The 6,872-nt window shown below is 74.5% G+C and carries 7 protein-coding genes; 4 read left to right on the forward strand and 3 right to left on the reverse strand.

Translation table 11 applies throughout. The annotated features are described in order from the left end of the window. Positions 1-1,353 (reverse strand): PQQ-binding-like beta-propeller repeat protein (locus tag ACIQOV_RS19985; RefSeq protein WP_401050163.1); only part of this gene is annotated, 1,353 nt, incomplete at its 3' end. Between the two features lie 319 nt (positions 1,354-1,672). Here ACIQOV_RS19985 and ACIQOV_RS19990 point away from each other — a divergent pair. Beyond that, entirely contained in the window at positions 1,673-2,449 is a 777-nt protein-coding gene (locus tag ACIQOV_RS19990) for a class I SAM-dependent methyltransferase (protein WP_401050166.1), read from the forward strand. A 119-nt stretch (positions 2,450-2,568) separates the two neighbouring features. Here ACIQOV_RS19990 and ACIQOV_RS19995 read toward each other — a convergent pair whose 3' ends face one another. Together ACIQOV_RS19995 and ACIQOV_RS20000 are read right to left on the reverse strand one after the other, a co-directional pair. After that, positions 2,569-3,972 carry a carotenoid oxygenase family protein gene (locus ACIQOV_RS19995; RefSeq protein ID WP_401050168.1) on the reverse strand — a complete coding sequence of 468 codons (1,404 nt, stop codon included), beginning with the start codon at positions 3,970-3,972 and terminating at the stop codon, positions 2,569-2,571. Then, positions 3,969-4,604 carry a TetR/AcrR family transcriptional regulator gene (locus tag ACIQOV_RS20000; protein ID WP_401050169.1) on the reverse strand — a complete coding sequence of 212 codons (636 nt, stop codon included), beginning with the start codon at positions 4,602-4,604 and terminating at the stop codon, positions 3,969-3,971. Before ACIQOV_RS20000 ends, ACIQOV_RS19995 begins: the two co-directional genes overlap by 4 nt. A 130-nt stretch (positions 4,605-4,734) precedes the next feature. On the opposite strand from ACIQOV_RS20000, the gene ACIQOV_RS20005 reads away from it, so the two are divergent. The 3 genes from ACIQOV_RS20005 to ACIQOV_RS20015 form a co-directional block, all read left to right on the forward strand. Next, positions 4,735-5,532 (forward strand): hypothetical protein, encoded by a 798-nt coding sequence (locus tag ACIQOV_RS20005; RefSeq protein ID WP_401050172.1) that lies wholly within the window; start codon positions 4,735-4,737, stop codon positions 5,530-5,532. A 298-nt stretch (positions 5,533-5,830) separates the two neighbouring features. Beyond that, the gene (locus tag ACIQOV_RS20010) at positions 5,831-6,160 is read left to right on the forward strand and encodes a hypothetical protein (protein ID WP_401050175.1); all 330 of its coding nucleotides are present in this window, start codon (positions 5,831-5,833) and stop codon (positions 6,158-6,160) included. 32 nt (positions 6,161-6,192) lie between these two features. Beyond that, positions 6,193-6,872, forward strand: a 680-nt coding sequence (locus ACIQOV_RS20015; RefSeq protein WP_401050177.1) for an alpha/beta hydrolase, incomplete at its 3' end; no start/stop codon positions are given.

Raw genomic sequence — 6,872 nt, forward strand, 5'->3', positions numbered from 1 at the left:
GGTCACCCGGCCCCGGGTCATCGCCCACACCGAGCCGCCGTCCACCACCAGGCCGGTCACCTGGTCGTCCAGCCCCGCCGTCCAGCGCCTGCCGCCGTCCGTGAGCGAGTACGCCAGCAGCCGGCCGGTGGCGGTCCGGCTGGGGTGCTTGCCGCCGCTGATGCCGATGTCGCCGGGCTTCTCCCCCGGCACGACGAACAGGTCCCCCACCACCGCCCCGCCGAACAGCGGCCGGGCGGTGAACTCGTCGAAGGCGTGCAGCCCGCCCAGCATCACGTCCAGGTCGTACTCGTCCCCGGCGACCGGTATCGCCGCCCGCTGCCGGCCGGTCCGGTCGTAGCTGAGCACCGCGTGGGTGCCGCGCTCGGCCTGGGCGTCCACCCACACCGCGAGCGGGTCGACCGACACCACCGCGAGGTTCTTCAGCCCGCCCGCCGCGGGCAACGCGATCCGCTGCTGCTCCCGGCCGTCCGCCGGGGCCAGCGAGCGCAGCACGGGAGCGGCGTCGCCGCACTGCGCGACCGTGACGGCGTCCCCGGGGCCGCCCGCGACCTGCAGCGGGGCGCAGCCGGGATCGGCCGCGCTGTGCCAGACGTCCCGGCCGTCCGCCAGCCGTACGGCGCGCCAGCCGGCCTTCTCCTGGAGCAGGGCCTGCTGCCCGGCCACCGCGACCACGTCCGGCGTCGCGTCGTCCCCGTCCCGGGCGGGCGCGTCCACGGTGGCGGTCCAGCCCTCCCGGCCGTCGGCGAGGTCGAGCGCGGTGACGGCGGAGCAGGGCCCGTCGTGCGGCGAGTGGCCGATCAGGCCGAGGGCGTCGCCGCGGGCCGTCCCGTCGGGCCCGGTGCCCCGGCTCATCGCGCACACCGTGTCCTGCCCGGGCGGGGACCAGCTCCAGGCGACGGCCCCGGTGGCGCTGCGGTAGGCCACCACCAGGTCCGGACGGACCCGCACCACGAGGTCCCCGCTGGTCCAGCTGCCCACCGCACGGACCGTGGAGGGCCGGTCCAGCGGCGCCTTCCAGGAGTCGTTGAGGCCGTCCCCGGCGAAGCCGACGAAGATCGTGAGCCCCACCAGCGCCCCGACCGCGGCCGAGGGGAACCCGGCCTTCGGGTGGATCAGCGCCCAGACGAAGCCCGCACCGCAGGGCATCAGCCCGAGGATGCTGATGATCCCCATGTACGCGAGGCTCTCGCCGCCGAACCCGTTCGCCGGGCCGAACAGCACCGCGAGCCCCATGCTCGCGAACATCGCCCCCAGCACCCCGCCGGAGACCACCATCCAGGTCTCCTTGTCCCAGGCGAACCTGGCTCCCCACCTCGCCCGGACGACAGTGTCCTCGGGCCGAACGGCCATGCCGGTCTCTCCCCTGCGACGCGCCGCCCACCGCGTCGGGGCGACGATCATCGGATCGTCGCAGAGCGCGCCATGATCCGGAACAAAGAGCAGGGAAAACCCCGGCCATGACCCGCACATACCAGGTCCCGAGCGCCGGGACCGTGACGAATCCTCCCTCCGCGCGCCGGCTGCCGCCCGTCCGCGCCCCGTCCACCGTCGGCCCTGGCCGGCCCCGTACGCCCCCTGCCCGCCCCCGTCCGACCGCCGTCCGACCGCCGGAAATCGATTGCCGGAAATCGATTGCCCGCCGCTGGGGCGCTGGCTAGCGTTGCCCGACATGACCGCGACCCCCGCCATCCCCGACTGGCGCACCGCCAACCGTGCGAACTGGGACGAGCGCGTGCCCGTCCACGCCACCGGCCCGTTCTACGACCTGCCCGGCTTCGTCGCGGGCCGTGACACCCTCCAGGACTACGAGCCCGCCGAGGTCGGCGACGTCACCGGTCGCACGCTGCTCCACCTCCAGTGCCACCTCGGGCTCGACACCCTCTCCTGGGCCCGCCGCGGCGCCGTCGTCACCGGGCTCGACTTCTCCGCCCCGGCCGTCGCGGCCGCCGCCGACCTCGCCGCCCGGATCGGCGCCGACGAGGCCCGGTTCGTCACCTCCGACGTCTACGAGGCCGCCGAGGCACTCGACGGACGGACGTACGACATCGTCTACACCGGTTTCGGCGCGCTCTGCTGGCTCCCCGACCTCACCCGCTGGGCCCGGACGGTCGCCGCGCTCCTCGCCCCCGGCGGCTTCCTCTACCTCGCCGAGCACCACCCGGTGGCCGACGTCCTCGCCGACGACGGGCGCAGCTTCGAGGAGGACTACTTCGAGCGCACCCCGATCGTCGTCGACTACCCCGGCACCTACGCCGACCCGGACGCCCGGCTCGACTCCACCGTCACCGTCCAGTGGCAGCACGGCCTCGGCGAGGTCGTCACCGCCCTGGCCGACGCCGGCCTGCGCCTGGACTTCCTCCACGAGCACGCCCACGCCCACTTCCGCGTCCCCGCCGGCTCCCCCGCGCCGCAGTCCTACTCCCTCCGCGCCACCCGGCCCCGCTGACCCCTCCCGGACCGCGCCCGGCTCTCCGCCCGGCTCACCGCCCGGCCCAGCGGCCTGCCCACGGGCGCGCCCTGAACGGCCTCCCGGCACGGCCTCCCTGGCGGGCACATATTGGCCCCTCAGCCTCGGCCCGGTTCCCCGCCCGGCACCCAGTTGCCGTGCAGGCCCAGGGGCACCCGCACCGGCAGGTGGATGCGGGCCACGGGCTCGCCGGTGAAGTCCTGGGCGGCGAGGATCACCAGGTCCGCCGCTCCCCGGTCCGGGTCGTGGACGTACGCCATCAGATACCCGTCGTCCTCCGCCGTCGGCGACTCGGCGGCGACGAACACCGCCTCGCCCACCGCCCCGTCGCGCCCGAACTCGTGGGCCTCGACGGTCCCCCGGCTCAGGTCGTGCTTGAGCAGGGCGTTGCTGAAGCCCTCGTCCGGGCGGTCGTCCCCGGGGCCGTTCGGCGGCGCGTAGAGCTCGACGGCGGCCGCGTAGCCGTAGCGGTAAGGGCGGCCGGTGTGAAGGGAGTTGACGCGCGGGAATTCCTGGACCCGGTCGTCCAGCCGCTCCTCCCGCACCGTCCCCGCCGCCAGGTCGATCGTCCAGCGGTCGAGCGTGGGCCGGCTCGCGCCGATGTCGCGCAGGTCGATGCCCGGCGGGTGCCGCACGACGTCGACCACCAGTGAGTCCGCCGTCCGCTCGTACGCGTTGAGGGTGTGGCCGACCAGGTGCGGCGCGAGCTCGAACCACCGCACCGCGCCGCCCTCGCGCGGCATCACCCCGATCCGCGCGGCGCGCCGCCCGTCCCAGGTGAAGGGCACCCCGGTGGCCAGGTGCGCCGCGCTGAACACCACCGGCGTGTCGTACAGCAGCACGAACCGCTCGGTGAGCGCGAAGTCGTGCATGTACGGGTTCCCGGGCACCTCGATCCACGTGCTGCGCCGGACGGCACCGGCGGCGTCCATCACGATGTGCTGCACCTGGTCGGAGCCGTACCGGAAGGCCAGCGAGTGCAGTTCCCCGCTGTGCGGGTCGAGGATCGAGTGGGCGTTGGCGCTGAACCCCTCCGGCGTGGCGCCCAGTTCGCACGGCCCCACCGTGTCCAGCTCGTAGGTGAGTTCGTACGGGCGGATGCCGCCCTCGATCAGCGCGTAGGTGCGCCCGGCGAGGCCCGCGACCTGCACGTTGGGGGAGATGTCCAGCCGCTCGTCGGCGGGCGTGCCGCGCCGGGGCTCGCCGAGCCGGTCGGCGACCGCACCGGAGCGGACCCAGCGGTTGCGGTACCACTCGGCGCGCCCGTCCCGGATCCGGACACCGTGCACCATGCCCGCGCCGAGGGTCCACAGGTGCGCGGCCGGATCCTCGATACCCAGCGGATTGGGGCCGTTGCGCAGGTAGCGCCCGTCGAGGTGGGCCGGTATGCGGCCGGTGACGGGCAGGTCGTGGGCGGTGACCTCCTCGGTCACCGGGGCGAAGTTCCCGCGCAGGAAGCGGGTGCGGCTCGTGCCGCCACGGTCCGGGCCGTCCGTGCTCATGGTGTCGACCTCTCGTCAGGTGATGGGATGGCGACGGCGAAGGCCCGTCCCAGTGCGGCCATCAGCGCCTCGTAGCGCGCCCCGGCCTCGGCCGGCGCGAAGTGGCCGGCGAGTTCCAGGCTCACCGCGCCGTGGGTGGCCGCCCAGAAGAGCTTGGAGACCTCGCGGGCGTCGCCGGGCCGGAAGACCCCGGCCGCGATGCAGGCCTCCACCGCGGCCACCGAGGCACCGAACGCGCCGTCCGCGACGGCCAACGCCGCGGCGCCAGGCCGGAATCCGGGGACCGGCTGCTCGAACATCACCCGGTAGTAGGCGGGTTCGGCGATCGCCCGCTCCCGGTAGGCCCGGCCGAGCTCGGTCAGATAGGCCAACGGGTCTCCCCCGCGCGGGACTTGCTCCTGCGCCCGGCGCAGCCGCGCGAAGCCCTCCCGGTACAGCGCGTCCAGCAGCCCCTCCTTCCCGCCGAACATCGTGTACAGCACCTTGGTCGAGGAGCCGATCTCGGCGGCGATCCGGCGCACGGTCAGTGCGGCGGGGCCTTCGGCGACGAGGAGGGCGATGGCGCGGTCGAGGATCACGGCGCGCACGGCATCCTGGCCGACCCGCTGCGCGTCCTGGTAGGGCGTGCTCATGGGTAACAACGTAACCGACGGGAAACAGTGTTACCACCCTTTGCGCGCAACGGTTTTCGAAACCCACCCGACCCGACTACCCAGCCGCCCTGGCTAGACTGGCGCGCTCGAAAGCCGAGGGGAGTCAGCGATGAGCGGTGCCACCCGCTGCGACCAGGTCGCGGCCGAGGCGGGCCTGGGTGAACGGCGGCGGCTGTACCGGACGAGCCGCCGGATCGGCGACGGCGTGGGCAAATGGGGCCTGGGACTGCCCGGCATCCTCGTCATCGCCGCCTCCGGCTGGACCTGGTGGGGCGCCGTCCTCGCGGTCGCCGCCGTGACAGCGGCCGCCTGGGCCTACAAGAACGTGCCGCCGCGCTCCGGGCTGGTCGCCGTGGCGCGCTACGAGGGCGGCCTCGTCCTCCACCACGCCGGCGGCGACTTCCGCGCCCTGCCCTGGGAGGCCATCGAGAGCTACGAGTACATACCCTCCCGGACGGAATTCCGCGGCAACCTGAGCATCGAGCACTTCGGCCGCGTCGTCATCCTGGCGCGCGGCCGTGAAACCCCCTTCGTGGTCTCGAAACTGGCGGGCCGTTACGAACCGGGGCTGGCCGAGGCCATCCGCGCGGGCCTGATGCCGCGCTGCACCGCGCCGCTGCACGAGCGGTTCGAGGAAGAGGGGCACGTCGTATTCGGGACGGTGCTCGGCGTGCTGCCCGAGGGACTCCTCGTCGACCCCGGCAGCGACCACCGCACGGCCCCGCTGCCGTGGAGCGACCTCCAGGACGTCACCGCCGAGAACACGCGCGAGCTCCGGATCACGGCGCGCACCGAACTGATCCCGGGCGAACGGGTCGTCACCCGCGTCCTCGCCGATGCGGACGTCGTCGCGGCGTTCCTCCGGGAGACCCGGGAGAAACTCCTGCCGGAGCAGCACGCCGAGTGACCGGGGCCGCGTGACCGAGGCCGCGGCCCCACCCCGAGCGCACCGGTCGACTCGAAGGCCGCCCGCCAGGGCGCGCCAACCCTGCGCCACGGTGCGACCGTTGACATGCGCCGGGCATCCGTCGCAGCACCGGCGGCACCGGGTCCGCGCGCCGTGCTGCGCCGACCGGGTCAACCTCGGCACCGGACTGTACGCGGACGCCCGGTCGGCTCGTTCTGCTGTACATGCCTCCCCCGATCCCGACGCCACCGCCGCTGCCCGCACACAGCACCGCACGGAACGCCGCTCGGAGGTTCCCGTGGCCGTGATCGGCCGTGCGGCGGCCACCGTGGTCGCACTGGGCATCCTGCTCATCCCGGCGGCCGTCACGGCGGGCACCGACCTGCCGCCCGAGCTCGGCACGGGCTGGTGGGAGGCGTCGGCCAACGCCGCCAACGTCCGGGTCGACCACTTCGGCGAGGAGACCGTCGTCGGGTTAGCCCGTTCGGGTGACCGGGTCGAGGTCGTGGACACCTGGACCTCACCGCTCGGCGCCCGCTGGGCGAAGGTCATGGTGGTGCGCACCCGGGTCTCCGGCTGGGTCCTGTGGTCCCTCCTCGCGCACCGGGACCCGTCCTCGGAACCGTAGAATCCGCCTGTACACATCAGGAGGGATTTCGCGTGTTCCGAGCGCAGCGTCCGCGTACCGCAGAGCTGACCGCACGACAGGGAGAGGGGCCGGTCGACGGCATCGCCCTGCTGCTGCCGGGCGGCTTCCTCCGCAGTCGGCGAGCACCGCTGAAGGTCGCCGAGCTGGGCCTGCGGGACCTGGCCACCGAGCTCACCGACCGCGGCCGGCCGCACGGCCTCGCGGTGCACCTGCTGCGCTACCGCCACGGCGGCTGGAACGGCGCCGCCGCCGACACCGCCGTCGACACCCGCTGGGCGCTCGACGAGCTGGCCCGGCTGTACCCGGGCAGGCCCGTCGTCCTGATCGGCAACTCGCTGGGCGGGCGGGCCGCCTTCTGGTGCGCCGGGCACCCGTCGGTGGTCGGCGTCGCCGGGATCGCTCCCTGGCTGCCCAGCGGCGATCCGGTCGACCAGCTGGCCGGGCGGCGGGTGCTGATCGTCCACGGCACCGGGGACCACAGCTCGGCCAGTGCCACCCAGTCCCTGGAGTACGCGCTGCGCGCCCGGCGGGTCGTCCCGGACCTCGCGCGGTACGAGGCTCCGGGCGCCAACCACCTGCTGATCCGCGAGTCCCGCGACATCAGCGCGCTGACCACCGCGTTCACCCTCGCCACCCTGGGCGCCGAGCCCGCCCCGCTGATGACGGGAGCGGTCTGCACCCGGCTCCCGGC

Origin of the sequence: Kitasatospora sp. NPDC091257, from assembly GCF_044757675.1 — a bacterium.
In the GTDB taxonomy this organism is placed as follows: Bacteria; Actinomycetota; Actinomycetes; order Streptomycetales; family Streptomycetaceae; genus Kitasatospora; species Kitasatospora lactacystinica.

What these genes read in the sequence shown, in the direction of transcription:
- ACIQOV_RS20000 (WP_401050169.1), bottom strand. Translation starts at nt 4,604, where the DNA reads ATGAGCACGCCCTACCAGGACGCGCAGCGGGTCGGCCAGGATGCCGTG.
- ACIQOV_RS20005 (WP_401050172.1), top strand. Translation starts at nt 4,735, where the DNA reads ATGAGCGGTGCCACCCGCTGCGACCAGGTCGCGGCCGAGGCGGGCCTG.
- ACIQOV_RS19990 (WP_401050166.1), top strand. Translation starts at nt 1,673, where the DNA reads ATGACCGCGACCCCCGCCATCCCCGACTGGCGCACCGCCAACCGTGCG.
- ACIQOV_RS19995 (WP_401050168.1), bottom strand. Translation starts at nt 3,972, where the DNA reads ATGAGCACGGACGGCCCGGACCGTGGCGGCACGAGCCGCACCCGCTTC.